This window comes from Enterobacter wuhouensis, assembly GCF_035835995.1.
GTDB classification, from domain to species: domain Bacteria; phylum Pseudomonadota; class Gammaproteobacteria; order Enterobacterales; family Enterobacteriaceae; genus Enterobacter; species Enterobacter wuhouensis.
This window is the reverse complement of the sequence record NZ_CP142124.1, coordinates 2,725,301-2,749,868: the sequence shown is the minus strand read 5'-3', so window position 1 is coordinate 2,749,868 and position 24,568 is coordinate 2,725,301. Positions and strand designations below refer to the sequence as shown.

The following is a 24,568-nucleotide window of genomic DNA, read 5'->3' as shown; positions in this document are numbered from 1 at the left end:
TTTTGGCAAAGCAAAGCGATTTAAGTTCTTTGTTATTTCAGGCGTTTTCGCAGATCGTCAGCACATATCATGACTGACGAAAATGGCGTCTGAAAGAATGGGTAAACGAAGTACGCTCTATCTAAACGAAGGCCAGCGGGAACATATTCACCGCCTCTCGGCCTCGCTGCTGTGGCGAAGCGAGCTGCCGACCTGGCTGTTAATTATCGCTGTTTATGGCGGCTGGTTTACCACCCTGATGTTCTGGCAAACGCTCGGCCTGCTGCCCGCCACGCTGTTGCTTATCTGGTTTACCGCCTGGTATATGTCGCTCCAGCATGAGCTGATCCACGGGCACCCAACCCGCATCGCCTGGCTTAACGCGCTGTGCGGCGCGATGCCGCTGGCGGTCTGGTATCCGTATGGCCTGTACCGCGATTCGCACCTGGCGCACCATCGCCACGATAGTCTGACCGTGCCGGTGGACGACCCGGAGTCCTACTATTTCACCCGCGAGAGCTGGGCGCGCTTTTCCCCCTGGCAGAAGCGTGTTATCCATGCGCGCAATACTTTCGTCGGACGGCTGCTGCTGGCCCCGCTGCTGGATATTCTGCAGACGCTGGGCGGCGCGGCGGGGGCGTTTCGCCATCGGCGATGGCGCGCGATGGGAATGTGGCTGACGCACGGACTGCTGCTGGCGGGGCTTTTCGCCTGGATGATCGGCGTCGGTTTCTCGCCCGTCTGGTTTGTGCTGGCCGTAAGCTATCCCGCGCTGGCGCTCACCAAAGTGCGCTCTTTTCTTGAACACCGCGCGGCGGACGATCCGCTGGCGCGCTCGGCGATCAACGAGGCCGGGGTATTCTGGCGGGTATTGTTTCTGAATCTTAACTACCATTCAGTGCATCACGACTTACCCGGCATTCCCTGGTACGGGCTGAAGACGATCTACCTCCACGGCCGGGAGGCTTACCAGCAGCGTAACCACGGCTTTCTGGTTAAGGGATACGGCGAATGGCTGCGCCGATTCTGGGTCAGGCCGGTAGACGTCACCGTTCATCCGGGCGTTAAGCGAGGAGAGGAGCATGAGTAAGCTGATGGCGTTTCCGATGTATGACGTCAATCGGGCCGATACCGACGCGCTATGGCGGACGATACAAAGCCTGCTGTTGGCGCGCGGCATAACGGTGGCGGCGTCGCCGGAGCAAGATCTGCTCACGCTCTGGCAGCAGCCCGATCTGGCGCTGAGCCAGACCTGCGGCTACCCGCTGATGACGACGCTGCCGGACGTGCAGGTAGTCGGCTGTTTTCACTACGCCGCGCCGGGCTGTGAAGGGATTCACTACCGCAGTTTTCTGGTCGTGCGCGAGGAGGATAAGCACCGGACGCTGGCTGACTTTCGCGGGCGACGCGCGGTGTGTAATTCGCCGGATTCGCAGTCGGGCTACAACGTGCTGCGCAAAAAGATCGCGCCTGCTGCGGTAAACGACTATTTCTCATCAGTGACGTTCAGCGGCAGCCACCGACAGTCTCTGGTCGACGTAGGGCGTGGGGCAGGCGATATCGCCGCCATTGACTGCGTGACCTATGCCCTGCTGCAGCGTCATGAACCGGCGCTGCTGGCGGGGCTGGCCGTGATAGAGCGTACGCCGCTGACCCCCGGGCTGCCGCTGATTACTGCCCGTCAAACCTCTCCCGCGACGCTCCAGGCTATTCGCGACGCGCTTAACGAGCTGGTCAACAACCCGGAATACCGGGAAGAGTGCAGCGCGGTGCTGATCGGCGGGTTTAGCGAGGTGACGCGCCAGGCCTATTACCAGCTGCTCGACTGACGCGTTTATCGGAGGACTAGAGCGGACGAATGTCCTTTGAGCGCAGCCTGACGTTTACGGGCACCGATTTATAAGAGGGTGTTCCGCTCTCTTTATCAAGGTAATCAAGCGGTACCAGAACGTTCGCCTCCGGATAGTAGGCGCCCACGGTGCCGGGCGCAATGCTGTACTCCACCACGGTAATATCATTAAGACGCTGAACGCTGCCCGGCAGCGCGGTTTCGATATCCACCCGGTCCCCGTGCTCCAGTCCTAACCGCGCCATATCCTCTTCGTTCATAAACAGCACGTCGCGGCGGCCAAACACGCCGCGGTAGCGGTCGTCCAGAGCATAAATGGTGGTGTTGTACTGGTCATGGCTGCGCAGCGTAATCAGGCGCAGAAGGTTATCGCCTACGCCCCGCGCATTTTCGTCCACGCCGTCAAACACGGAGAACATCGCTTTGCCCGTAGCCGTGGGCCAGACGCGCTGCGTGGGCGGCAGCGGCATCCGGAAGCCACCCGGGATGCGAATGCGCGCGTTGTAGCCCTCAAATCCCGGAATGGTTTGCTCAATCAGGTCGCGGATCAGATCGTAATCCGCCACCAGATCCATCCAGCCCACTCGGGTGTGGCTGAGGGTGGCTTTTGCCATCCCGGCCACGATAGCAGGCTCAGCGCGGATCGACGGTGAGGCGGGCTTCAGCTTCCCGGACGACGCATGGACCATCGACATGGAGTCTTCCACGGTAATGGACTGACGTCCCGTCTCCTGAATATCCAGTTCGGTGCGGCCAAGACACGGCAGAATATAGGTTTCTTTGCCAACCAGCAGGTGCGTGCGGTTCAGCTTGGTGCCGATGTGAACGCTCAGATCCAGCGTGTTCATCGCCGGAAATCCCCTCTGGTGATCGGGCATCGCCACGGCGAAGTTACCGCCCAGGCAGATCAGCGCTTTTGATCGCCCGTCGATCATTGCCTGCGTGGCTGCCACCGCATCGTGACCGTGTTGCGAAGGGGGTTCAAAGCCGAAAACCGCCTTCAGGCGACCCAGAAAAGCGGGCGTCGGTTTCTCGGTGATGCCAACGGTTCGGTTTCCCTGCACGTTGGAGTGGCCGCGCAGGGGGCAGATCCCCGCGCCTGGCTTGCCGATATTGCCGCGCATCAGCAGCAGGTCGGCAATCAGGCGGACGTTTGCCGTGCCTTTGTTATGCTGGGTGATCCCCATGCCGTAGGTAATGATGGTGGCGTTCGATTTGGCGTACGCATCGGCGACGGTTTTCAGCTCCGCCCTGGCTAAACCGGACTCGCGTTCGATGGCTTCCCACGTCGTCTGCGTGATGTCTGCGGAAAACGCGTCGAAGCCCTGAGTGTGGGCGGCGATAAAGGCGTTATCCAGCGTGCCGCCCTGCGCCGCTTCTCGTTCCAGCAGGTGTTTGGCGATCCCCTTCAGCGCCGCGGCATCACCGCCCGCCTTGACCTGAAAATAGGTTGAGGCGATATCGGTTGAGCTGTAGGTGGCCATTTCAATCAGGCTTTGCGGATCGGCGAACCGTTCCAGGGCCCTTTCACGCAGCGGATTGAAAACGATAATCGGCACGCCGCGGCGCGACAGCTCGTGCAGGGTGCCCATCATGCGCGGATGGTTAGTACCGGGGTTGTGCCCGATGGAAATCACCAGTTCGGTTTTGTCGAAATCATCAAGCGATACCGTGCCTTTACCGATGCCAATAGAGCGAGGCAGCCCGACGCTCGTGGCTTCGTGGCACATGTTGGAGCAGTCCGGGAAGTTATTGGTGCCAAATTCGCGGGCGAAAAGCTGAAACAGATAGGCCGCTTCGTTGGAGGCGCGACCGGAGGTGTAGAATTCAACACTGTCCGGCTCGAGTCCGCGCAGGATCTCCCCGATGCGCTCAAAGGCTTCATCCCATTCGACGGGGCGGAAAGTGTCGCTCGAGCGGTCATAGCGCAGGGGACGCGTCAGTCGACCATAGCCTTCCAGCTCAAAGTCAGATTTTGCCAGCAGGGAGGTGACGGTATTTTCCGCCAGAAACGCCGGCGTTACGCGTTTGCTGGTGGCCTCCCAGGTGACGGCCTTCGCGCCGTTCTCGCAGAACTGAAACGTCGATTTATGCTCTTTATCGGGCCACGCGCAGCCCGGGCAGTCAAAACCGTCGGGCTGGTTGGTGCGCAGCAGGGTGGCAGGGGCGTCCAGCGTGTCCATCTGGGTGCGTACCGCAATGGCCGTGGCCTTAAGCGCGCCCCAGCCGCCAGCAGGGCCGTCGTAGTGTCTGATTCCGGGAACGGCGCGTTTTTTGGTCTTCATCTGGACTCCTGCTGGATAGGTTATCAGATGAATTCTACACCGCTTTGTTTAACAAAATGACAACAAAAATGGATCGTGCCGGGCCGAAAAATGAAGCCTGCCGACAAATAAAAAGGCCTCGATAAAAATCGAGGCCTTTTAAAATCAAAATCGAATTAGACGTTGAACAGGAAGTTCATCACGTCGCCATCTTTGACGACGTAATCTTTCCCTTCTGCACGCATCTTGCCGGCTTCCTTCGCACCCTGTTCACCTTTATAGGTGATGAAGTCTTCGAAGGCGATAGTCTGCGCGCGGATGAAGCCCTTCTCGAAATCGGTGTGAATTTTACCCGCCGCCTGAGGCGCAGTTGCGCCGACAGGGATAGTCCATGCGCGCACTTCTTTCACGCCAGCGGTGAAGTAGGTTTGCAGGTTCAGCAGTTCGTAGCCTGCGCGGATTACGCGGTTCAGGCCCGGTTCTTCCAGACCCAGCTCGGCCATGAACTCTTCACGGTCGGCGTCGTCCAGCTCGGCGATGTCGGACTCAACCGCTGCGCATACCGCGACAACCACAGAGCCTTCACCCGCGGCGATTTCACGCACTTTGTCCAGGTATGGGTTGTTCTCGAAGCCGTCTTCGTTCACGTTGGCGATGTACATGGTTGGCTTCAGCGTCAGGAAGCTCAGGTATTTGATTGCCGCCTTGTCTTCTTCCGTCAGGTTTTTCAGCGCGCGCAGCATGCCCGCGTTTTCCAGCTGCGGCAGGCATTTTTCCAGGGCAGCCAGTTCCGCTTTAGCGTCTTTGTCGCCGCCTTTGGCTTTCTTCTGCACGCGGTGAATCGCACGTTCGCAGGTGTCGAGGTCAGACAGCGCCAGCTCGGTGTTGATGACGTCGATGTCGTCAGCCGGGTCCACTTTGTTATTTACGTGGATAATGTTGTCGTTTTCGAAGCAGCGCACCACGTGGCCGATGGCTTCGGTTTCACGGATGTTGGTCAGGAACTGGTTGCCCAGGCCTTCACCTTTGGACGCGCCTTTTACCAGGCCCGCGATGTCCACGAACTCCATGGTGGTTGGCAGAATGCGCTGCGGCTTTACGATTTCCGCGAGCTGATCCAGACGCGGATCGGGCATTGGAACAACGCCGGTGTTAGGTTCGATGGTACAGAACGGGAAGTTCGCCGCTTCAATACCCGCTTTGGTCAGGGCGTTAAAGAGGGTGGATTTGCCCACGTTTGGCAGACCGACGATACCGCATTTGAATCCCATTTCTAAATCACCTTAATATCTTGATAATCAATCCGTTAGATATAACCGATTGAAGAAAAGTAAATAACTTTGCCTATTATACACGTAACCTGCATGCCGCGCGGTAAAAAAGCCGCGCAGGGCGGATTATTGCGCTTTGAAGGCGTGTAAGCGGTTAGTCGCTTTTGTCAGGCCATCCTGAAGCCAAATTTCGGTGCAGCGCGCCGCTTCGTCTACCGCTTCGTCTATTAATTTCTGCTCAGAAACCGGTGGCTTACCCAGCACGAAACCGACAACTTTGTTTTTATCGCCCGGATGGCCGATTCCCACGCGCAAACGGTGGAAATTCGGGTTATTGCCCAGCTTGCTGATGATGTCTTTCAGACCGTTGTGTCCGCCATGACCGCCGCCAAGCTTGAACTTTGCCACGCCCGGGGGTAAATCAAGCTCATCGTGAGCCACCAGGATTTCGTCCGGGTTGATGCGATAAAACGTCGCCATTGCCGCCACGGCTTTGCCGCTCAGGTTCATAAAGGTCGTCGGCACCAGCAGGCGCACATCGGCACCGTCGAGACTGATGCGTGAGGTATACCCGTAGAATTTCGGTTCTTCACGCAGGGGAGCACGTAACCGCTCGGCCAGCAGATCGACGTACCAGGCACCGGCGTTGTGGCGGGTGGCTGCATACTCTGCGCCCGGGTTGGCGAGGCCGACAATCAGTTTAATCGTCACGATTTCATTCCTAATGGGTTCCAGATCTGGCGCGTAGTTTACTGTCTGAGGCGCCGCTTGACAAAGTTCTGCACCATGAATGCCAAATAGCGAATAATTACTCATTTGAACCATTAGAATTTCAAGCTGTTCAAGGCGTTATTTGTAAACTTTTGTCTTGGCGTTGTCCGTAAATGTGATCATTCACGCAACTCATATAAGCGGTGTTGTCTATACTTTACACACAAGGAATAGGGACTTATTCCCTACAACCCAGGTTCCGGAGGTGACATATGAAACGCAAAAACGCTTCGATACTCGGTAACGTGCTGATGGGGTTGGGACTGTTCGTGATGGTAGCCGGTGTGGGTTACTCTATTTTAAACCAATTGCCACAGCTTGACCTCCCGCAATACTTCGCGCACGGCGCGGTGCTGAGTATCTTCCTCGGTGCGGTATTGTGGCTCGCCGGAGCACGCGTGAGCGGTCACGAGCAGGTCAGTGACAGATACTGGTGGGTGCGCCATTACGATAAGCGTTGCCGCCGTGACCAGCATAAGCACGGCTAGTGCTTTTGAATAAAGAACATAAAAACGACTCTATTAAGAGTCGTTTTTTTATGCTTTGACTCTTCTCGTGGCGATCTAGAGATCGGCTAACGCGGCTTCGCGGTTTGGATAAAACGCGAGACGCCCTGGGATCGGCTGCACGCCAGCGCGGGCCATCGTGCGCAGCGGCTGGAACTCCAGGTTGCTCACCCGCAGCTCGCAGCCCTCCGGCAGGCGCGCAACAAAGCGCTGGAACGCATCCAGACCGCCAGCATCCAGCACCGGTACGGCATCCCACTTCAGCACCACAATCCGCTTGCCCTGAATGCGGGACTCAAGGTCGCTAAACAACCCCTCGGCGGCGGCGAAGAACAGCGGGCCAATCACGCGCAGCACCAGTACGTCATCCGGGACCTCAACGTTAACCGGTGAAAGCCGCGTCATCTGCGCGATGCGGCGCATAAACAGCAGTGAGGCCAGCACGATACCCACGCTGATGGCGATCACCATGTCAAACAGCACGGTCAGCGACATACAGATAAGCATCACGATGATGTCGTCTTTCGGCGCGCGACGCAGCAGGTTCACCACCTTATGGGCCTCGCTCATATTCCAGGCCACCATCAGCAGCAGCGCCGCCATTGCAGAGAGCGGGAGCCAGGAGAGGAGCGGAGCGAGGATCAGCAGCGCCATTATCACAAGTAAGGCGTGAATGACCGCCGAAATTGGTGATGTCGCTCCCGCGCGGACGTTGGCAGCGGAACGGGCAATGGCTGCCGTAGCCGTAATGCCGCCGAAGAATGGTGCGATGATGTTCCCCAGCCCCTGACCGACCAGCTCGCTGTTGGCCTTATGCCTGGTGCCGGTCATACCGTCCAGCACCACCGCGCAGAGCAGGGACTCAATCGCCCCCAGCATCGCCATTGAAAACGCGGCGGGCAGCAGGGCACGCAGCGAATCCCAGCTCAGCGTGAACGTCGAGCCCGGCATGTCCCACGGCAGTACCAGCTGCGGCAACAGCTGCGGAATACCGCTGCCCTGCGAGCCGTCAGCCAGAATATAGTGGAACTGTGAGCCAATGGTCGCCACATGGCAGCCAAGCATATTCACAATCGCCATCACCCCACAGCCGAGCAGCAGCGCAGGGAGGTGGCCCGGAAGGCGAATGCCCAAGCGAGGCCAGACGATCAGCGTGCCCAGGGTCACGATGCCGATAGCCGCATCGCCAAGGTTGGCCGTCGGCAGCGCCATGAACAGCGCCCCCACTTTTTGCAGATAATGTTCAGGCACGTGAGCCATCTGCAGCCCGAGGAAATCCTTGATCTGCATGGTACCGATGGTAATCCCAATCCCGGATGTGAACCCCAGCGTCACGGAAAGGGGAATATATTCAATCAGCCGGCCAAAGCGGGCGAGACCGAACAGGATCAAAATGACGCCGGACATCAGGGTGGCAACCAGCAGGCCTGCCAGACCAAACTGCTGCGAAACGGGGTAGAGGATCACCACAAAGGCGGCGGTCGGGCCGGAGACGCTGAAGCGGGACCCGCCCGTCAGGGCAATCACGATCCCGGCCACGGCGGACGTGTACAGGCCGTACTGCGGCGCAACGCCGCTGCCAATCGCGAGCGCCATCGCCAGCGGAATGGCGATAATCCCGACGGTAATCCCGGCAATCAGGTCACGCACAAAGCGTGACGAGGTGTATTTCTCTTTCCAGCAGGCGTCGATGAGGGCGCGAAAGGGCAGAACATGTGAGGAAGTTACGTTTTTCACAATTCTCTATCATCCGTGTGCGCATCATCTGTCATGTGAATGGCAGGTGAAGGAGGCATTGATCATACAAATAAAAACTATAAACAAAAAAACCCGCCGCAGCGGGTTTTTTAGCCGTGTTCGATCAGTGTTCGAACATTGCAGAGATCGATTCTTCGTTGCTGATACGACGAATCGCTTCGGCCAGCATCCCGGACAGGGTCAAAGTACGTACGTTTGGCAGCGCTTTGATTTCGTCGCTCAGTGGGATGGTATCGCACACCACAACTTCGTCGATAACGGAGTTGCGGAGATTATTCACTGCGTTACCGGAGAAGATCGGGTGAGTCGCATAAGCAAATACGCGCTTCGCACCACGTTCTTTCAGCGCTTCTGCTGCTTTGCACAGCGTACCGCCGGTATCGATCATGTCGTCAACCAGCACGCAATCACGGCCCGCCACGTCACCGATGATGTGCATCACCTGAGAAACGTTAGCGCGCGGACGACGCTTGTCGATGATCGCCATGTCGGTATCGTTCAGCAGCTTAGCGATAGCACGGGCACGTACCACGCCGCCGATGTCCGGAGAAACCACGATTGGGTTGTCCAGGTTCAGCTGCAGCATGTCTTCCAGCAGGATTGGGCTGCCGAATACGTTATCAACCGGAACGTCGAAGAAGCCCTGGATCTGCTCTGCGTGCAGGTCAACGGTCAGGACGCGGTCAACGCCAACGCTGGACAGGAAGTCAGCGACAACTTTGGCAGTGATTGGCACACGCGCGGAACGGACGCGACGGTCCTGGCGGGCATAGCCAAAGTAAGGGATTACGGCAGTGATACGACCTGCGGAAGCACGGCGCAGGGCGTCGACCATAACAACCAATTCCATCAGGTTGTCGTTCGTTGGAGCACAGGTGGACTGGATGATGAAAATATCACCACCGCGTACATTTTCGTTAATTTGTACGCTGACTTCGCCGTCGCTAAAGCGACCTACAGCGGCGTCGCCGAGGGAAGTGTACAGGCGGTTGGCAATACGTTGTGCTAGTTCCGGGGTGGCGTTACCAGCAAAAAGCTTCATATCAGGCACGAGAAGAACCTCAGGCATGCGTCCAGTGGTGGATAACCTTCGCCAAAAACTGTGCGGGCCAGGCGAATGCTATCCAGGCGGTGTATTAAAGAGCGCGATGCAACGTCTGGAACAGGGTGACGTTGTCACCGAAACTCAATCTGCGCCAGTATGGCCTGCTGTAGGGGGGAGGTGTTCATCCCGCGTGCTACAAAACCATGCAGCCAAACTGGCGCTTGCTCAAGCACCTGACGAGCGGCGGACTCGGTGTCAAATTCAGCAAAGACACAGGCCCCTGTACCAGTCAGGCGCGACGGCGCGTATTCTAACAGCCAGGAAAGCACCGCATCAACCTCGCGAAAACGTTTTCTTGCGATAACCTCGCAATCGTTGCTGAATTCACAATTTAATAACGTTTCTATTGACCGTACCGGGGTATCTCTTTTCAGGTCAGGATCTTTGAAGATCACCGGGGTCGGAATGCTCACGCCAGGGTGGGCAACCAGATACCATTTTTCCGGCGGCTCGACCGGCGTGAGGATCTCGCCCACGCCTTCGGCAAAAGCCGCATGGCCGCGAACAAAAACGGGTACATCTGCGCCTAACGTCAGGCCGAGTGTCGCCAGTTCGTCCGTCGATAGCCCGCAGCCCCAGAGATGATTCAGCGCAACCAGCACGGTAGCCGCATTGGAAGAACCTCCACCCAGACCGCCGCCCATCGGCAGGCGCTTCTCGATGCCGATATCCGCGCCGCTTCCCGCTGGCAGACGGCCAGAATCTGCCGCGGCTTTCATCAGCAGGCGCGCGGCGCGCACGATCAGGTTATCGTCGTGCTCCACGCCTTCAACCGGCGTCAGCAGGCAAATCTGCCCGTCATCGCGCAGCGACACCGAAAGGGTATCGCCATAGTCGATAAACTGAAACAGCGTCTGCAGGGTGTGATAGCCGTCAGCGCGCTGCCCGGTGATGTACAAAAACAGGTTCAGTTTTGCGGGAGAGGGCCACTGGGTCATCATTTAACGATCCAGTTGTCCATTTTCAGCTTGATTCGCTGGCTGCCCTGCGTCAGCTCCATATTGGACGGCAGCGCGGGTTGAGTGTTGCTGTCGTAGCCGCTGTATACCACTTTCCAGGTTTTGCCGTTCTGCGCGTAGTTGACCTGGCTCAGGCGGTACTGGTCGTCAAGCGTATAGTCGGTGGCGTCACCCGGCAGGCCGAGGATCCACTGGCGCAGGCTGTTCAGCGGAATCGGCATTCCGGTCAATTTGCCAATCATCTCTTCGGCATCGGTCGCGGTATAGTGCTGGCCTTTGTTATCGGTGATCTGCGCTTCACCCGGCCTGGCGAGAAGCTCAAGCTCGGTGCTGCCCAGCGGGTTGAGCAGCAGCAGACGATAGCGATCCTGCCCCGTTTGCTGCCAGAAGAAGCGGGCATAAACCTTCTGGTCGTCAGAGAGATAAGCAAACGCACCGCGCGTCTGGTACTGGCTTAATTTCAGCACGTCCTGCTGGTGCTGGCGCCACTGCGGCGAGTCAGGGCTTTTGCCTGGACCTTTAGGCTGAGTGACGGTACAGGCGGTCAGAACCAGGGCTGCCAGAGGCAGCAGGCGAATCAGTCGGGTCATAATGAAGGCAAATCCTTGAGATACGTTGCAGTTATAACCGTTAATGCTAGCGTTGAAGGATGCCACCGTCTACGTTCAAATTATCTCAAAGCGCTATCTAACCTATTACTCCGAAAGGGTGCAGTCTCTTTTATTGATCTCGCGCATCCTGTATGATGCGACCTGCTAACCTTATTAACGCTGGTACTACTCCCGCTCAACATGACCCTATTAGCACTCGGCATCAACCACAAAACGGCCCCGGTTTCACTGCGAGAACGCGTTACGTTTTCGCCGGATACGCTCGACCTGGCGCTGGACAGCCTGCTTGCACAGCCCATGGTGCAGGGTGGGGTGGTGCTCTCGACGTGCAACCGTACCGAACTGTATTTAAGTGTGGAAGAACAGGACAACCTGCACGAAGCGTTAATCCGCTGGCTATGCGACTACCACAACCTCAACGAAGAAGAGCTGCGCAACAGCCTGTACTGGCATCAGGATAACGACGCGGTCAGCCATCTGATGCGCGTGGCCAGCGGCCTCGATTCGCTGGTGCTCGGCGAGCCCCAAATTCTCGGTCAGGTGAAAAAAGCCTTTGCTGATTCGCAAAAAGGCCACCTGAAGGCCAGCGAGCTGGAACGTATGTTCCAGAAGTCTTTCTCCGTGGCGAAGCGTGTGCGAACCGAAACCGACATTGGTGCCAGTGCGGTTTCTGTTGCTTTCGCAGCCTGCACCCTTGCGCGTCAAATCTTTGAATCTCTGTCGACCGTCACCGTGCTGCTGGTGGGCGCGGGCGAAACCATCGAGCTTGTGGCGCGCCATCTGCGCGAACACAAGGTGAAAAAGATGGTTATCGCTAACCGTACCCGCGAACGTGCGCAGGTGCTGGCGGACGAGGTGGGCGCAGAGGTCATTGCGCTGAGCGACATTGATGAACGCCTGAAAGAGGCGGACATCATCATCAGCTCTACCGCCAGCCCGCTGCCGATTATCGGCAAAGGCATGGTGGAGCGCGCGTTAAAATCCCGTCGTAATCAGCCGATGCTGCTGGTCGATATCGCCGTCCCGCGCGATGTTGAACCGGAAGTGGGCAAGCTGGCTAACGCCTACCTTTACAGCGTGGACGACCTGCAAACCATCATTTCGCACAACCTTGCCCAGCGTAAAGCGGCAGCGGTGCGGGCGGAAACGATTGTCGAGCAGGAAACCAGCGAGTTTATGGCCTGGCTGCGCGCGCAAAGCGCCAGCGAGACTATCCGCGAGTATCGCGGACAGGCGGAGCAGGTGCGTGAAGAACTGACCGCCAAAGCGCTGGCTGCCCTCGATCAGGGCGGCGACGCACACGCGATTATGCAGGATCTGGCACGGAAACTGACCAATCGCCTGATCCATGCCCCAACCAAATCTCTTCAGCAGGCAGCCCGAGACGGGGATGATGAACGCCTGACTATTCTGCGCAACAGCCTCGGGCTGGAATAGCGCTCAATACCCATTTTCTATTACAAGGTGCCTTTACGCCCATGAAGCCTTCTATCGTCGCCAAACTGGAAGCTCTGCACGAGCGCCATGAAGAAGTCCAGGCGCTGCTCGGCGATGCCGGGACTATTGCGGACCAGGAACGTTTTCGCGCGCTGTCGCGTGAGTACGCGCAGTTAAGTGATGTTTCAAAATGCTTTACCGACTGGCGACAGGTCCAGGACGATATCGAAACCGCGCAGATGATGCTCGACGATCCTGAAATGCGCGAAATGGCGCAGGAAGAGCTGCAGGAAGCAAAAGCGCGCGCGGAAGAGATGGAGCAGCAGCTCCAGGTGCTTCTTCTGCCGAAAGATCCCGACGACGAACGTAACGCGTTTGTGGAAGTGCGCGCCGGGACGGGCGGTGACGAAGCCGCGCTCTTTGCCGGCGATCTGTTCCGCATGTACAGCCGCTACGCTGAAGCGCGCCGCTGGCGCGTGGAGATCATGAGCGCCAACGAAGGCGAGCACGGCGGCTTCAAAGAGGTTATCGCCAAGATCAGCGGCGACGGCGTGTATGGTCGCCTGAAGTTCGAATCCGGCGGTCACCGCGTGCAGCGCGTGCCTGCCACGGAATCACAGGGACGCATTCACACCTCGGCCTGTACGGTTGCGGTGATGCCTGAGCTGCCCGAAGCGGAACTGCCGGATATTAACCCGGCGGATCTGCGTATTGATACCTTCCGCTCCTCCGGCGCGGGCGGTCAGCACGTTAACACCACCGACTCCGCCATTCGTATTACGCACCTGCCAACCGGCATTGTGGTGGAGTGTCAGGACGAACGTTCCCAGCACAAAAACAAAGCCAAGGCGCTTTCCGTGCTCGGCGCGCGAATCCGTGCGGCAGAAGTGGCGAAGCGCCAGCAGGCGGAAGCCTCTACCCGCCGTAACCTGCTCGGCAGCGGCGATCGTAGCGACCGTAACCGTACCTATAACTTCCCGCAGGGCCGCGTAACCGACCACCGCATCAACCTGACGCTGTACCGTCTGGATGAAGCGATGGAGGGCAAGCTCGATATGCTGATTGAGCCTATCGTGCAGGAATACCAGGCCGACCAGCTGGCGGCGCTGTCCGAGCAGGAATAATGGATTTTCAACACTGGTTACGCCATGCCGCCAGTGCGCTTTCTGAGAGTGAGAGCCCGAAGCGCGACGCCGAAATTTTGCTGGAGTACGTCACGGGGAAAGCCCGTACGTACCTGCTGGCTTTCGGTGAAACCGAGCTGACCGCCGAACAGCAGGCCCAGCTTGACGCGTTGCTGCTCCGCCGTAAAACGGGCGAGCCGGTGGCGCATCTGGTCGGCGAGCGTGAGTTTTGGTCGCTTCCGCTGTACGTCTCGGCGGCGACGCTGATCCCACGCCCGGACACCGAGTGTCTGGTGGAGCAGGCGCTGGGGCGTCTGCCCGACGCGGGCTGCAGTATTCTCGATCTCGGGACCGGCACGGGGGCTATCGCGCTGGCGCTGGCCAGCGAGCGGCCAGACTGCACGGTGACGGCGGTGGACGTAATGCCCGACGCGGTGGCGCTCGCGCAGCGTAACGTGGAACGCCTCGGGCTTCGTAACGTGACGGTGATGCAAAGCAGCTGGTTTACCGCGCTTGAGAACCGCGCGTTTGCGATGATTGTTAGCAATCCGCCCTACATCGACGAAGATGACCCACACCTGGCGCAGGGGGATGTTCGTTTTGAGCCGCTCACCGCGCTGGTAGCCGCCAATGCGGGTTTGGCCGATCTTGACCATATTGTGACAATGTCACGTACCCATCTGCTTCCCGGCGGCTGGCTGCTGGTGGAACACGGCTGGACGCAGGGTGACGCCGTGCGCGCGCTGTTTACGAAGGCAGGTTACGCCGCGGTGGAAACCTGCCGCGATTACGGCGGCAACGAACGCCTGACGCTGGGGCAGTGGGCATGAGCCTGTTTAGCGTGCTGATTACGGTGCACCTGATCTCCGTTGCGCTGACCATCGGCTTTTTCATCGTCCGCTACGGGTGGCGTTACAGCAATAACCCGCTGATCGACGCCCGCTGGGTGCGCATAGCACCGCATTGTATCGACACGGTGCTGTTCCTTTCCGGCGCAGGGTTAATGTGGAAGACCGGCTATCTGCCATTTACTGATAAAGGCGCATGGCTGACTGAAAAGCTGTTTGGCGTTATCATCTACATCGTTTTGGGTTTTATCGCGCTTGGGCGTCGTCGTCCGCGCAGCCAGCAGACCGGTTTTATCGCCTTTCTGCTGGGTCTGGTGGTGCTGTACATCATCATTAAACTCGCCACCACAAGAATACCGTTACTGGGGTAAGTCATGAGGTCCTTAGCCGATTTCGAATTTAATAAAGTGCCGCTTTGCGATGGCATGATCCTGATTTCGGAGATGATCCGCGACGATTTTACGTCGCAGTACGTCTACGATGAGCTGGAAAGCCTGGTCAGCCTGGCGCGCGAAGAGATCAACGAGGCGCGTCCGCAGGACTGGCAGCTTGAAAAGCTGATTGAGCTTTTCTACGGCGAATGGGGTTTCTGCGATACGCGCGGCGTGTATCGCCTGTCAGACGCATTATGGCTGGACCAGGTCTTAAAAAATCGTCAGGGCAGCGCGGTTGCGCTGGGATCCATTTTGCTGTGGGTTGCGAACCGTTTGGATATTCCGCTGGTGCCGGTGATTTTCCCGACGCAGATGATCCTGCGCGCGGAGTGGCTGGACGGCGAAATGTGGTTAATCAACCCGTTTAACGGCGACACGCTGGATGAGCACACGCTGGACGTCTGGCTGAAAGGCAACATCAGCCCGGTGGCAGAGCTGTTTAACGAAGATCTCGACGAGGCGGATAACGCGGAAGTGATCCGCAAGCTGCTGGATACGCTGAAATCAGCGCTGATGGAAGAGCGTCAGATGGAGTTGGCGCTGCGGGCCAGTGAGGTGCTGCTGCAGTTTAATCCGGAAGATCCGTACGAAATTCGCGATCGCGGCCTGATCTATGCCCAGCTCGACTGCGAGCACGTGGCGCTGAATGATTTGAGCTATTTCGTCGAGCAGTGCCCGGAAGATCCGATCAGCGAAATGATCCGCGCGCAGATTACCGCTATCTCGCACAAACAAATTACACTGCATTAATCTTAATTCCGATTCACACCTGAATAAGGCGATCCTATGAAACAAAAAGTGGTTAGCATTGGTGATATCAAGGTAGCAAACGACCTGCCGTTCGTGCTGTTTGGCGGTATGAACGTGCTGGAATCCCGCGATCTCGCCATGCGTATCTGCGAGCACTACGTGACCGTGACCCAGAAGCTGGGCATCCCGTACGTGTTCAAAGCCTCTTTTGATAAAGCCAACCGCTCCTCCATCAACTCTTACCGCGGCCCGGGCCTGGAAGAGGGGATGAAGATTTTCCAGGAGCTGAAGCAGACCTTTGGCGTGAAGGTGATTACCGACGTACACGAAGCCTCCCAGGCGCAGCCGGTGGCCGACGTGGTTGACGTGATCCAGCTTCCGGCGTTCCTGGCTCGCCAGACCGACCTGGTTGCCGCGATGGCGAAAACCGGTGCCGTGATCAACGTGAAAAAACCGCAGTTCGTGAGCCCTGGCCAGATGGGTAACATCGTCGATAAGTTTATCGAAGGCGGCAACGACCAAATTATCCTCTGCGACCGCGGCGCTAACTTCGGTTACGACAACCTGGTTGTGGACATGCTGGGCTTCAGCGTGATGAAGAACGTCTCCGGCCAGTCTCCGGTGATTTTCGACGTGACCCACGCCCTGCAGTGCCGCGACCCGTTTGGCGCAGCCTCTGGCGGCCGTCGTGCGCAGGTGACCGAGCTGGCGCGCGCCGGTATGGCGACCGGCCTGGCAGGCCTGTTCATTGAAGCGCACCCGGACCCGGCTAACGCGAAATGCGACGGTCCGTCCGCGCTGCCGCTGGATAAGCTTGAGCCGTTCCTGAAGCAGATCAAAGCGATTGACGATCTGGTGAAGAGCTTCGACGAGCTGGATACCAGCAACTAATAAAAAAACCCGCTTCGGCGGGTTTTTTTATGGGGCTTATTGCCGGGTGGCGCTGCGCTTACCCGGCCTACAATACCCGTAGGCCCTGCAAGCGAAGCGCCGCTGGGCAAAAAGGCTACGCAAATATCGTCATCAGGTACGCAATAAACAAGGCCATATGCGCCGCGCCGTTCAGCACGTTGGTACGCCCGGTGGAGAACGAAATCTGGCACAGCAGCAGCGACGCCACCATCACAATCATCTCAGGCGCGCCCAGCGCAAACTGCAGGTCGTTGCCGGTCATAAAGGCAATCAGCGTCACCACCGGAACGGTCAGCGATATGGTTGCCAGTACGGAGCCGAAGAACAGGTTCATTGCGCGCTGCACCTGATTGTTCAGCACCGCTTTCAGTGCGCCCAGACCTTCAGGTGACAGGATAAGCAACGCAACCAGGAAGCCGGTAAACGCCACCGGCGCATTCAGCTCGGTTAACAGCGTCTCCAGCGGATTGGCGTTCATCTTGGTGACGGCGATAACCGCAACCAGATGCACGATCAGCCAGACGGTGTGCCACGCGCTGCTGTGGGCTGACGGCTTGCCGTGGTGCGGGTCATCGTCATCGCCGTCATCTTCATGCTCGTAAACAAACAGGCTCTGGTGCGTTTTGGTTTGAATCAGCAGGAACACGCCGTACATGGCGGCAGAAATCAGCGCGACCAGCAGGGCCTGACCGGTGGTGAAATTTGCGCCCGGCAGCGCCATGGGGAACACAAGCACGATAATAGCCAGCGGAAACAGGGCAATCAGGTACTGCTTAATACCAAACAGGTTCATGTACTGGGTCGCGAATTTGCGTCCGCCCAGTAAAAGAGAGAAGCCGACCAGACCGCCGGTGACGATCATAATGATGGAGTAGAGCGTGTCGCGCATCAGCGTCGGCGCGGCATCACCGGTGGCCATCAGGGCGGAAATCAGGCTGACTTCAAGAATAACAACGGAAAGGCTGAGAATTAACGATCCGTACGGTTCGCCCAGGCGGTGGGCCAGAACATCGGCATGGCGAACGACGCTAAAGGCGCTGGTTAAAATACCCACCAAAGCAAGAATATTGATACCGACCACCACTGGCAGTGACTGACTGCTTCCCCAGAAGACCAGCACAGCCAGTGCCAGAACCGGGAAAATGAGCGACGTCTCCTTGTGGCGGGTTTTTACCGCCTCATGTGCTGCTGTCATGTGCTTCTCCATCAATGCAGGTAATTGTAATTATAGATAGAATTTTGAGGTCATTAAACTAACAGATCTCTGTTTAATACCGTTGAATGTTTACTTAATTTTACCGTTAAGAAGATATTCTTATTCTAATAGTTATAAAAGTCATTTATTGATTAATAAACATTAAATAACAATCAATTATCTTATTGGTTTACGCATAATTCAAATCACCCTGGCACACTGCCGCATCGTCGACCACACTTATCTCTTTAGCAAAAAGAGAGGTTATCGATGCCCTACAAAACGAAACGTGAATTACCCGATAGCGTACAGCACGTGCTTCCCGCCCATGCGCAGGATATCTACAAAGAAGCCTTTAACAGCGCCTGGGATCAATACAAAGATAAGGACGACCGACGCGATGACGCCAGCCGCGAAGAGACCGCGCACAAAGTCGCCTGGGCCGCAGTTAAGCATGACTATGAAAAAGGAGACGACGATAAATGGCATAAAAAGAAATAGCCGCCACATAATGAGCTGCCTCAATTTTGACTTTTCAGGCGGTTGAACTTCCGCTGTATTGCAACTGGTCTGTGAATTGCTTATCGTTATTTCACTGCTGGGAAAATGACCAGCACATAATGTCGGGAAGGCGAATTACAGATGTCGCAAGGAAGCATGCAGTGGCGGAGGTGTAATGTGTTAACGCGTGATTTCTTAATGAAGGCAGATTGTAAGACGGCATTTGGTGCTATTGAGGAATCGCTCCTCTGGTCGGCTGAACAACGTGCGGCGTCGCTTGCCGCCACGCTTGCCTGCCGCCCGGACGCTGGTCCGGTATGGATTTTTGGCTACGGTTCGCTGATGTGGAACCCGGCCCTCGAATTTGTTGAATCGGCAACGGGCACGCTCCCTGGCTGGCATCGCGCATTTTGCCTGCGCCTGACCGCCGGACGCGGCAGCGCGTGTCAGCCGGGACGCATGCTTGCACTGAAAGAGGGCGGACGCACCACGGGCGTCGCTTACCGTCTGCCGGATGCGACGCTGGAAGACGAGCTAACGCTGCTCTGGAAGCGCGAAATGATCACCGGCTGCTATATGCCGACCTGGTGCAAGCTGGAGCTGGACGACGGTCGCACCGTGAATGCGCTGGTGTTCATTATGGACCCGCGCCATCCGCTGTACGAAGCGGATACCCGCACGCAGGTGATTGCTCCCCTCATTGCCGCCGCAAGCGGGCCGCTCGGCACCAACGCGCAGTATCTTTTCTCCCTCGATCAGGAGCTGACGCGCCTCGGCATGAAGGACGATTGTCTGAATGAGCTGGTGACGAAGGTGAAGGCCCTGCTGGAAGGAAACCTGATGCGTCCAGGCTTTGCCTGACGCGACGCCCGGCTGCGTTACCAGACCGGGCGTGAGTTTTATGCCGCAACGTAGCTGACGGAATGTTCGAGTGACTGGCTGTGGCTGTCGATCAGAACGTCCCACGTGCCGGTATAGGGCACGGTCAGCCACGCCTTATCGTCCTGCACGGTCAGAATATCCGCCTGCGTATGCTTCTGCGCTTTCGAACTCATCAGATGAATGCGGCAGCGCTCTGAGCAACGTACTACCACCGTATCCCCGCCAAACAGCTTCAAACTTGTTTTAACCAGTGCCATATTTTACCCCGTAGTTTTTGCCCATCCCGAGCGTGATATTGTTCACAATTCGCTCATGGCATAACACCAAAGGGGAGAGGGTGGGATGCTGATTTTGATCAAAAAATGGCATAACGTTTAAACAAAAATGACAAAATGCCTGAAAGCATTCAGCTGACGCGCGTTTACCCTGCTAAACGCGCGCCGGAAGAAAATTAAATGCGGAAATGACCGGCGGTCTCAGCAAGGTCGCCCGCCTGACTCTGCAGCGCGCTGGCCGCGGCAGCGGACTGCACCACCAGCTCGGCGTTCTGCTGCACCATGCGGTCAAGGTGCGTTACCGCGTGGTTAATTTCATGAATGCCTTTCATCTGCTCGCGGGTGGCAATCGAGATTTCACGCATAATCCCCGAGACGCTACCGATGCTGGAGCGGATCTCATCCATGCTTTCTCCGGCCAGGTGCACGTAGCGCGAACCGGTTGCCACGCTGTCGGTTGTGGAATCGATAAGGGATTTGATCTCTTTCGCCGCCTGAGCGCTGCGGCTGGCGAGGTTTCGCACTTCGCCAGCCACCACCGCAAATCCGCGCCCCTGCTCGCCCGCCCGCGCGGCTTCCACCGAGGCGTTCAGCGCCAGGATATTGGTCTGGAAGGCAATGCCGTCAATCACGCTGGTAATATCGCCGATTTTCGCCGACGCCACCTCAATCGACTGCATGGTGCTGATGGCCTGAGAAACAACCTCTCCCCCGCGCGAGGCTGCCGCAGAGGCTTTGCTTGCCTGATCGTTGGCTTGCGCCGCAGACTCGTTTGACTGGGTAACGGAGGCGGTGATCTCCTCCACGGCACTGGCCGTTTCACGCAGGCTGGAAGCCGCCTGTTCCGTACGTCCCGAGAGATCCTGGTTCCCGGCGGCAATCTCACGCGCGGCATTTTTCACCGAGGCGCTGGCATAGCGCAGCTGCACCATCACCACCGACAGCTTGTCGCTGAAGGCGTTGAAGGCCTGCGCAATCTGCGCCACCTCGTCATCGCCGTGGTCAGGTAGACGCTGCGACAGATCGTTGGTGCCGTTGGCAATATTGTTCATTGCGTCGCGGATTTCGGATAAACGCTTCAGCAGGCGGGCGATCAGAACGTGAACAACAGCACCGCTTAGCAGAGCGAGGATCGCCAGCGACAGCGCGGAGGCTTTCAGCAGCGAGCGCATGCCGGACGTCGCGTCATTACTGTCGAGCGCAACCACCAGCAGCCAGTGCGTGCCCGGCACGGCGGTGGCAATGAAGGTTTTCTCCGCCCCGCTGAACGTCCCGTCGACCGGATGACCGCTTTTCAGCGCGGCAAAGTCCGTACCCCTGAGGGTTTCAGAGAAGGGTTTCAGCGTCAGCGCCGGATCGCTGGCGGCAATCACGGTGCCGTCGCTGTCGAGGAGCAGCCCGCTGCTTGCCGGCGTCGGGTGAATCCCGCGCACGTTAGCCACCACGCTATCCATCGCGACATCACCAGCGACGACCGCCTTCAGCGAACCGTTCTCTTTTACCGGTACGGCAAAGGTCACCACCAGCTTACCGGTTCCGGCATCGACGTAGGGCGCGGTCACCACCGGACCATCGCTGCTCACCGCCTGCTGATACCAGGGGCGGATGGTGGGATCGTAATCTGCAGGCACACCGGCAGGATCGGAAAATTTCGCCGTTTTGCCGGCATAGCCGACGTAGACGTTGGTAAATCCTCCCGCCTGGGCAAGCTGCTTAAACACCGGAACCGGATCGTCGCCCAGCGCAACGCTCTGCGCGGAGGCAATCACGGTCATTTTAGCGTTTACCCAGTCCGCAATCGCCATGTTATGGCTTGCGCTGGTGCTGGTCAGAATATCGCGCTGCGACTGCTGGTTGTCCTGGCGTGTGACCTGGAAGTTTATAACGGTGTTAAGAAGAAGGGCGACGATCAGGCAGCCTGTCGTCGCAGCAATGATACGAGCACGAATCGATCTGAACATAAGTGAAATACCTGCGGTGTTGTTTCCATGCCTATCGGCACGCGCGCAGGTAAACTTGATGCTGAAACCGCGTCCATAAGAAAATAATATTTTTACGGGTTTACTATTAAAAAGTTAATACTTTATCTGCGGTCAGAGTCCATTCGGCCAGCTCAACGAGGGTGCCAATTTCCACTCCGTCAATCAGCGGCAGCGCGGTGATGCCGCGTCCGTCTGTGCAGGTCTTGCACAGCTTCACGGGAACATGCTGCGCGGTCAGGATCTCCAGCATCTGCTGAATATTGTAACCCTCTGCGGGTTTTTGCCCCTTTAATCCTGCCGTGACGGCGTCCGACATTAAAAAGAGGCGTAGATCGAGCTCTACGTCCTTATCGCGCAGCGCGATGGCAAGACGCAGGCTGTTAAAAAGGGATTCGCTGCCGTATGCCGCACCGTTGGCGACGATCACAATCTTTTGCATGTTGACTCCTGTTCTGTAAAAGGCACGAATATTGCTTTCTCTTCTGAGCATATCGATTCAGGAGAGTAAGCATGACACGAATAGCTGACGATTGGCTCCTGCGCGCAGGCGTGCTTCGCCGGGAACAGCTCAGCAGGCTGGCGCAGCTGGGCGTGCTGGTGAGCGGCATCAGCCGGCTGGTGCACATGCTCCAGTGCGAGCGCGGGGCGTCTAACGTCTGGCTCTGCTCACAGGGTAAGCTTTACGCCCTCGAATGCAAAGCCAGTCGGGCTCTGGTAGATGAAAATCTCGCGGCGCTGTACGCCATTCTGAACACCCAGGTTCCGATGCCGGGCAGTATCGTCTGCGAACGTATCGCCAGCGCGCTGCTTTGCCTTGAGACGCTTGCCGTCCTGCGTGACGGAGTCAATGCGCAAAGCGTGACTGCGCCGCAGGCGATGGAGCATTACTGCCGCATGCTTCGCCACCTGCTCGGTATTGTGCCACAGCTCAATGACAGCATTGACGATCCGCACATTGCCGGACGGTTCGTCGCGCTTTACAGCCTGATGCAGGGGAAGGAGCTGGCAGGACAAGAGCGGGCGCTGGGGGCCATCGGCTTTACGCAGGAATTTTTCAACGATGAAACCCGCCAGCGCCTGGTCGATCGTATCGACGGGCAGCAGGCCTGCTTTGAGATTTTTTTATCCCACAGCGATGCAGAGATTCAGAACGCTTTTTACCTGAACTGCCAGCCCGATCGTGATACCGAACGGCTCAGGCGCGTGGCCTGCACCCGCCAGCCTGCTGCGGACAACGGCGATACCGCCCTGAACTGGTTTGCCCTGCAAACCGCCCGTCTTGAGCATCTGCGCACGCTGGAAGAGAACGTCATTGCCGATCTGATGCTTGAGGTGGATAAGCGCCTCCATTGTGACGATGGGCGCACCGCCGCGGCGGAGATGGTTGACGATCCCCTGGCGCATTTCCCGGATAAACCCTTGCTGCCGCTGGTTCGCCAGCAGGCGCGTGAGATTGACCAGCTTTCACGCCAGCTGGCGTCGCTGCGCGACACGCTGGAAGAGCGCAAGATCATCGACAAGGCCAAAAGCGTGCTGATGACGCATCAGAATATGAGTGAGGAACAGGCGTGGACGGCGCTGCGAAAGATGGCGATGGACAAAAATCAGCGCATGGTGGATATCGCCCGCGCGCTGCTCACCGTAAAGCGCTTATGGCAGATAACACCAAAGGAGTAATTGCACAATCAGCGGGCATTTTCTGCCTGATTGAGGTGCGTAAAGACGACTAGCCCCGCCTGCAAACGTCACAAATACAAGGAATTAAAAGCTGGCATCCCCCTTGCATTAAGAGATTAACCATTTTCGACAATGCGCCAACGGCGGTGCATGTGTCTTCGGGATAAAGGCGTCCAGCGGTGCTTCGGCATCGTCGGGCGCTTTTTTTTGTCTTTTTTTCAGGAGCGGTTATGGCGGAGTGGTCGAGAAGACGGTTTTTGCAGGCCAGCATGCTGGCCGGTGGCGCCATGCTGTTACCGGGCGCCATGCAGGCGGCCTGGGCGGCAGGATCGGATAAACCCGAGCAGGAGACGGTGCGCGTTGGGTTCATCCCGCTGACCGACTGCGCGCCGGTGGTTATCGCGGCGCTGAAGGGCTTTGATAAAAAATACGGCATCACGATTGTGCCTACCAAAGAGGCGAGCTGGGCGGCGGTGCGCGACAAGCTGGTGGCCGGTGAGCTGGACGCCGCACATATCCTCTACGGCCTGCTCTACGGGCTGGAGTTGGGCATCGCGGGCAAGCCGCAGCGGATGGCGAACCTGATGACCCTCAACCAGAACGGCCAGGCCATAACGCTCTCCAGCGATCTGGCGGAGAAGGGCGTGCGCGATCTCGACGGCCTGAAGACGCTGATCGGAGGGCAGGCGCCGGGCACCTACACCTTTGCGCATACCTTTCCGACCGGGACGCACGCCATGTGGCTTTACTACTGGCTGGCCAGCGCCGGGATCAATCCGTTCGACGACGTCCGTACCGTGGTCGTGCCACCGCCTCAGATGGTCATGAACATGCGCATCGGCAATATGGTCGGCTTTTGCGTCGGCGAGCCGTGGAACGCGCGCGCCATTAACGACCGCATCGGCTTTACCGCCGCCACGTCGCAGTCCATCTGGGCCGACCATCCGGAGAAAATCCTCGGCACGCGCCGCGACTGGGTAGAGAAAAACCCGCACACCGCGCGGGCGCTGGTGAGCGCGGTGATGGAGGCGGCGCGCTGGATCGATGCCTCCCCGGAAAACAAGCGCGAGACCGCGCGGATCCTCTCCCGCCGCGCATGGCTCAACTGCAAAGAGCAGTACCTCACCGGACGCATGCTGGGCGAATACGACAACGGCATTGGCAGGCGCTGGCAGGATGCCCATCCGATCCGCTTCTTCAATGACGGTGCCGTGAGCTACCCGTATCAGTCCGACGGCATGTGGTTCCTGACCCAGTTCCGCCGCTGGGGCTTGCTCAAAGCGGCGCCGGACTATGCCGCCATCGCGCAGCGAATTAACCAGACCGCGGTATGGCAGGATGCCGCGGCGGCGGTAGGCGGGATTTCGGCCCCGTCGTCACCGTATCGCAGCAGCACATTGATGGACGGCACCGTCTGGAACGGCACCGATCCGGAAGGCTACGCCAACCGATTCACCATTCACCGTAAAGGGGCCTGA

At 57.9% G+C, this 24,568-nt stretch carries 24 protein-coding genes; 13 read left to right on the top strand and 11 right to left on the bottom strand.

The features are described from left to right. The first annotated feature begins 97 nt into the window (after window positions 1–97). Both VPX56_RS13220 and VPX56_RS13215 read left to right on the top strand, forming a co-directional pair. Window positions 98–1,069 (top strand): fatty acid desaturase, encoded by a 972-nt coding sequence (locus VPX56_RS13220; RefSeq protein ID WP_326466860.1) that lies wholly within the window; start codon window positions 98–100, stop codon window positions 1,067–1,069. Further along, window positions 1,062–1,808 carry a phosphate/phosphite/phosphonate ABC transporter substrate-binding protein gene (locus VPX56_RS13215; protein ID WP_326466858.1) on the top strand — a complete coding sequence of 249 codons (747 nt, stop codon included), beginning with the start codon at window positions 1,062–1,064 and terminating at the stop codon, window positions 1,806–1,808. The genes VPX56_RS13220 and VPX56_RS13215 overlap by 8 nt, the downstream gene beginning before the upstream one ends. A gap of 16 nt (window positions 1,809–1,824) precedes the next feature. Here the strand turns inward: VPX56_RS13215 and VPX56_RS13210 are convergent, their stop codons facing one another. The 3 genes from VPX56_RS13210 to pth form a co-directional block, all read right to left on the bottom strand. Beyond that, on the bottom strand, window positions 1,825–4,113 hold the full coding sequence (locus VPX56_RS13210; RefSeq protein ID WP_326466856.1) for an FdhF/YdeP family oxidoreductase: 2,289 nt from the start codon (window positions 4,111–4,113) through the stop codon (window positions 1,825–1,827). 155 nt (window positions 4,114–4,268) lie between these two features. Then, the gene (ychF, locus tag VPX56_RS13205) at window positions 4,269–5,363 is read right to left on the bottom strand and encodes a redox-regulated ATPase YchF (protein ID WP_326466854.1); all 1,095 of its coding nucleotides are present in this window, start codon (window positions 5,361–5,363) and stop codon (window positions 4,269–4,271) included. A 126-nt stretch (window positions 5,364–5,489) separates the two neighbouring features. After that, on the bottom strand, window positions 5,490–6,074 hold the full coding sequence (gene pth / locus VPX56_RS13200; RefSeq protein ID WP_326466852.1) for an aminoacyl-tRNA hydrolase: 585 nt from the start codon (window positions 6,072–6,074) through the stop codon (window positions 5,490–5,492). A gap of 272 nt (window positions 6,075–6,346) precedes the next feature. On the opposite strand from pth, the gene ychH reads away from it, so the two are divergent. Then, complete coding sequence (ychH, locus tag VPX56_RS13195; RefSeq protein WP_131632354.1) at window positions 6,347–6,622, top strand: stress-induced protein YchH; 276 nt, start codon at window positions 6,347–6,349, stop codon at window positions 6,620–6,622. A 75-nt stretch (window positions 6,623–6,697) separates the two neighbouring features. On the opposite strand, the gene dauA is transcribed toward ychH, so the two are convergent. The 4 genes from dauA to lolB all read right to left on the bottom strand — a co-directional run bounded on the left by dauA (window position 6,698) and on the right by lolB (window position 11,052). Continuing rightward, complete coding sequence (dauA, locus tag VPX56_RS13190; RefSeq protein ID WP_326466848.1) at window positions 6,698–8,377, bottom strand: C4-dicarboxylic acid transporter DauA; 1,680 nt, start codon at window positions 8,375–8,377, stop codon at window positions 6,698–6,700. A gap of 124 nt (window positions 8,378–8,501) precedes the next feature. Continuing rightward, window positions 8,502–9,449: a ribose-phosphate diphosphokinase gene (gene prs, locus VPX56_RS13185; RefSeq protein WP_003856663.1), complete on the bottom strand. Its 948-nt coding sequence runs from the start codon at window positions 9,447–9,449 to the stop codon at window positions 8,502–8,504. Between the two features lie 125 nt (window positions 9,450–9,574). After that, complete coding sequence (ispE, locus tag VPX56_RS13180; RefSeq protein WP_326466846.1) at window positions 9,575–10,444, bottom strand: 4-(cytidine 5'-diphospho)-2-C-methyl-D-erythritol kinase; 870 nt, start codon at window positions 10,442–10,444, stop codon at window positions 9,575–9,577. After that, window positions 10,441–11,052 carry a lipoprotein insertase outer membrane protein LolB gene (lolB, locus tag VPX56_RS13175; RefSeq protein WP_131632357.1) on the bottom strand — a complete coding sequence of 204 codons (612 nt, stop codon included), beginning with the start codon at window positions 11,050–11,052 and terminating at the stop codon, window positions 10,441–10,443. Before lolB ends, ispE begins: the two co-directional genes overlap by 4 nt. A gap of 201 nt (window positions 11,053–11,253) precedes the next feature. On the opposite strand from lolB, the gene hemA reads away from it, so the two are divergent. Genes hemA through kdsA form a run of 6 tightly spaced genes read left to right on the top strand, consistent with a single transcriptional unit; the run spans window position 11,254 to window position 16,557 of the window. Further along, entirely contained in the window at window positions 11,254–12,510 is a 1,257-nt protein-coding gene (hemA, locus tag VPX56_RS13170; protein ID WP_326466843.1) for a glutamyl-tRNA reductase, read from the top strand. Between the two features lie 41 nt (window positions 12,511–12,551). Next, complete coding sequence (gene prfA, locus VPX56_RS13165; RefSeq protein WP_131632359.1) at window positions 12,552–13,634, top strand: peptide chain release factor 1; 1,083 nt, start codon at window positions 12,552–12,554, stop codon at window positions 13,632–13,634. Beyond that, window positions 13,634–14,464, top strand: coding sequence for a peptide chain release factor N(5)-glutamine methyltransferase (gene prmC / locus VPX56_RS13160; RefSeq protein WP_326466840.1), 831 nt, complete (start codon window positions 13,634–13,636; stop codon window positions 14,462–14,464). Before prfA ends, prmC begins: the two co-directional genes overlap by 1 nt. Continuing rightward, window positions 14,461–14,853, top strand: coding sequence for an invasion regulator SirB2 (gene sirB2 / locus VPX56_RS13155; protein WP_131632361.1), 393 nt, complete (start codon window positions 14,461–14,463; stop codon window positions 14,851–14,853). Before prmC ends, sirB2 begins: the two co-directional genes overlap by 4 nt. A gap of 3 nt (window positions 14,854–14,856) precedes the next feature. Then, a complete protein-coding gene (sirB1, locus tag VPX56_RS13150) occupies window positions 14,857–15,666 on the top strand; it encodes an invasion regulator SirB1 (protein WP_131632362.1) in 810 nt (269 codons plus the stop codon). Window positions 15,667–15,702: 36 nt separating this feature from the next. Continuing rightward, the gene (kdsA, locus tag VPX56_RS13145) at window positions 15,703–16,557 is read left to right on the top strand and encodes a 3-deoxy-8-phosphooctulonate synthase (protein WP_131632363.1); all 855 of its coding nucleotides are present in this window, start codon (window positions 15,703–15,705) and stop codon (window positions 16,555–16,557) included. Between the two features lie 115 nt (window positions 16,558–16,672). On the opposite strand, the gene chaA is transcribed toward kdsA, so the two are convergent. Then, complete coding sequence (chaA, locus tag VPX56_RS13140; protein WP_131632364.1) at window positions 16,673–17,773, bottom strand: sodium-potassium/proton antiporter ChaA; 1,101 nt, start codon at window positions 17,771–17,773, stop codon at window positions 16,673–16,675. Between the two features lie 270 nt (window positions 17,774–18,043). Between chaA and chaB the strand changes: the two genes are divergently transcribed. Both chaB and VPX56_RS13130 read left to right on the top strand, forming a co-directional pair. After that, window positions 18,044–18,274, top strand: a complete 231-nt coding sequence (chaB, locus tag VPX56_RS13135; RefSeq protein ID WP_131632365.1) for a putative cation transport regulator ChaB — start codon at window positions 18,044–18,046, stop codon at window positions 18,272–18,274. A 177-nt stretch (window positions 18,275–18,451) separates the two neighbouring features. Beyond that, window positions 18,452–19,135: a gamma-glutamylcyclotransferase gene (locus tag VPX56_RS13130; RefSeq protein ID WP_131632366.1), complete on the top strand. Its 684-nt coding sequence runs from the start codon at window positions 18,452–18,454 to the stop codon at window positions 19,133–19,135. 38 nt (window positions 19,136–19,173) lie between these two features. Here the strand turns inward: VPX56_RS13130 and VPX56_RS13125 are convergent, their stop codons facing one another. The 3 genes from VPX56_RS13125 to VPX56_RS13115 form a co-directional block, all read right to left on the bottom strand. Further along, window positions 19,174–19,413 (bottom strand): DUF1883 domain-containing protein, encoded by a 240-nt coding sequence (locus VPX56_RS13125; protein ID WP_131632367.1) that lies wholly within the window; start codon window positions 19,411–19,413, stop codon window positions 19,174–19,176. A gap of 194 nt (window positions 19,414–19,607) precedes the next feature. After that, window positions 19,608–21,392: a methyl-accepting chemotaxis protein gene (locus VPX56_RS13120; protein ID WP_326466829.1), complete on the bottom strand. Its 1,785-nt coding sequence runs from the start codon at window positions 21,390–21,392 to the stop codon at window positions 19,608–19,610. Window positions 21,393–21,498: 106 nt separating this feature from the next. Continuing rightward, window positions 21,499–21,852: a DsrE/DsrF/TusD sulfur relay family protein gene (locus tag VPX56_RS13115; RefSeq protein ID WP_326466827.1), complete on the bottom strand. Its 354-nt coding sequence runs from the start codon at window positions 21,850–21,852 to the stop codon at window positions 21,499–21,501. Between the two features lie 71 nt (window positions 21,853–21,923). Between VPX56_RS13115 and nasR the strand changes: the two genes are divergently transcribed. Further along, window positions 21,924–23,090 carry a nitrate regulatory protein NasR gene (nasR, locus tag VPX56_RS13110; RefSeq protein WP_326466825.1) on the top strand — a complete coding sequence of 389 codons (1,167 nt, stop codon included), beginning with the start codon at window positions 21,924–21,926 and terminating at the stop codon, window positions 23,088–23,090. 230 nt (window positions 23,091–23,320) lie between these two features. Then, window positions 23,321–24,568, top strand: coding sequence for a CmpA/NrtA family ABC transporter substrate-binding protein (locus tag VPX56_RS13105; protein WP_326466823.1), 1,248 nt, complete (start codon window positions 23,321–23,323; stop codon window positions 24,566–24,568).

Coding starts and splice junctions, on each gene's coding strand:
- VPX56_RS13220 (WP_326466860.1), top strand. CDS start 98: ATGGGTAAACGAAGTACGCTCTATCTAAACGAAGGCCAGCGGGAACAT.
- VPX56_RS13215 (WP_326466858.1), top strand. CDS start 1,062: ATGAGTAAGCTGATGGCGTTTCCGATGTATGACGTCAATCGGGCCGAT.
- VPX56_RS13210 (WP_326466856.1), bottom strand. CDS start 4,113: ATGAAGACCAAAAAACGCGCCGTTCCCGGAATCAGACACTACGACGGC.
- ychF (WP_326466854.1), bottom strand. CDS start 5,363: ATGGGATTCAAATGCGGTATCGTCGGTCTGCCAAACGTGGGCAAATCC.
- ychH (WP_131632354.1), top strand. CDS start 6,347: ATGAAACGCAAAAACGCTTCGATACTCGGTAACGTGCTGATGGGGTTG.
- ispE (WP_326466846.1), bottom strand. CDS start 10,444: ATGATGACCCAGTGGCCCTCTCCCGCAAAACTGAACCTGTTTTTGTAC.
- lolB (WP_131632357.1), bottom strand. CDS start 11,052: ATGACCCGACTGATTCGCCTGCTGCCTCTGGCAGCCCTGGTTCTGACC.
- hemA (WP_326466843.1), top strand. CDS start 11,254: ATGACCCTATTAGCACTCGGCATCAACCACAAAACGGCCCCGGTTTCA.
- prfA (WP_131632359.1), top strand. CDS start 12,552: ATGAAGCCTTCTATCGTCGCCAAACTGGAAGCTCTGCACGAGCGCCAT.
- prmC (WP_326466840.1), top strand. CDS start 13,634: ATGGATTTTCAACACTGGTTACGCCATGCCGCCAGTGCGCTTTCTGAG.
- sirB2 (WP_131632361.1), top strand. CDS start 14,461: ATGAGCCTGTTTAGCGTGCTGATTACGGTGCACCTGATCTCCGTTGCG.
- sirB1 (WP_131632362.1), top strand. CDS start 14,857: ATGAGGTCCTTAGCCGATTTCGAATTTAATAAAGTGCCGCTTTGCGAT.
- kdsA (WP_131632363.1), top strand. CDS start 15,703: ATGAAACAAAAAGTGGTTAGCATTGGTGATATCAAGGTAGCAAACGAC.
- chaA (WP_131632364.1), bottom strand. CDS start 17,773: ATGACAGCAGCACATGAGGCGGTAAAAACCCGCCACAAGGAGACGTCG.
- chaB (WP_131632365.1), top strand. CDS start 18,044: ATGCCCTACAAAACGAAACGTGAATTACCCGATAGCGTACAGCACGTG.
- VPX56_RS13125 (WP_131632367.1), bottom strand. CDS start 19,413: ATGGCACTGGTTAAAACAAGTTTGAAGCTGTTTGGCGGGGATACGGTG.
- VPX56_RS13120 (WP_326466829.1), bottom strand. CDS start 21,392: ATGTTCAGATCGATTCGTGCTCGTATCATTGCTGCGACGACAGGCTGC.
- VPX56_RS13115 (WP_326466827.1), bottom strand. CDS start 21,852: ATGCAAAAGATTGTGATCGTCGCCAACGGTGCGGCATACGGCAGCGAA.
- nasR (WP_326466825.1), top strand. CDS start 21,924: ATGACACGAATAGCTGACGATTGGCTCCTGCGCGCAGGCGTGCTTCGC.
- VPX56_RS13105 (WP_326466823.1), top strand. CDS start 23,321: ATGGCGGAGTGGTCGAGAAGACGGTTTTTGCAGGCCAGCATGCTGGCC.